The 734-nt window shown below is 60.2% G+C and carries 2 protein-coding genes; both read right to left on the bottom strand.

All coding sequences use genetic code 11. The features are described 5' to 3' along the window. The coding region (locus CH341_RS31655) for an elongation factor P (RefSeq protein WP_111423710.1) at nt 1-372 on the bottom strand (372 nt) is incomplete at its 3' end. Between the two features lie 49 nt (nt 373-421). Then, nucleotides 422-734, bottom strand: a 313-nt coding sequence (locus tag CH341_RS31650) for an ATP-grasp domain-containing protein (protein WP_146604721.1), incomplete at its 5' end; no start/stop codon positions are given.

Below are 734 nucleotides of genomic sequence, written 5' to 3'. Positions count from 1 at the left end.
GATACCGATCGGCTTCTCCTCATGCATTTCGAGGGTCACCGTCATGCCGTCCTGCAGAAAGGCGGCGCGCTCTCCGACGAATTCCTCGGCGAGATTGATCTGCTCGTAGCTCTCGGAATCCATGAACACCAGCACGTCTCCATCCTTGTAGAGAAACTGGAAGTCCTTGGTTTCGATGCGGGCGCGCTCGACCTTTTCGTCGGAACCGAAGCGATTGTTGAGCTTGCGCCCGTCGATCAGGTTCTTGAGTTCGACCTGGTTGTAGGCCGGCCCCTTGCCGGGTTTCACCTTATTGGTTTTCACCGCCACCCAGAGCGTGCCGTCATATTCGATGACATTGCCCGGGCGGATGTCGTTACCGCTGATTTTCATCGCTAATCCTGTCGAGAGATCGGCGGCCTTGCACCACACTTTGCGGGGCTTAGCAAGGCGCCTTGGTAAGCGGCTGCAGCCGCGTCACATGCCCCATCTTACGCCCCGGCCGGATTTCGCGCTTGCCGTAAAGCGTCACGCAGCAATTGTTCTCGCCCGCAAGCGCCTGCCAATCCTCGGCCTCTTCGCCGATCAGATTGGTCATCACCGCGTCGCTGTGGCGGGAGACGGACCCGAGCGGCCAGCCGGCAATCGCCCGGATATGATTTTCAAATTGCGAGCAGACGCAGGCATCGCGCGTCCAATGGCCGGAATTGTGCACCCGCGGCGCGATCTCGTTGACGAGGAGCAGCTCGCCGCCC

The sequence above is a fragment of the Rhodoplanes roseus genome, from assembly GCF_003258865.1.
GTDB lineage: Bacteria > Pseudomonadota > Alphaproteobacteria > Rhizobiales > Xanthobacteraceae > Rhodoplanes > Rhodoplanes roseus.
Note: the sequence above shows the minus strand (reverse complement) of the source record. Positions and strands in the feature narration are given on the sequence as shown.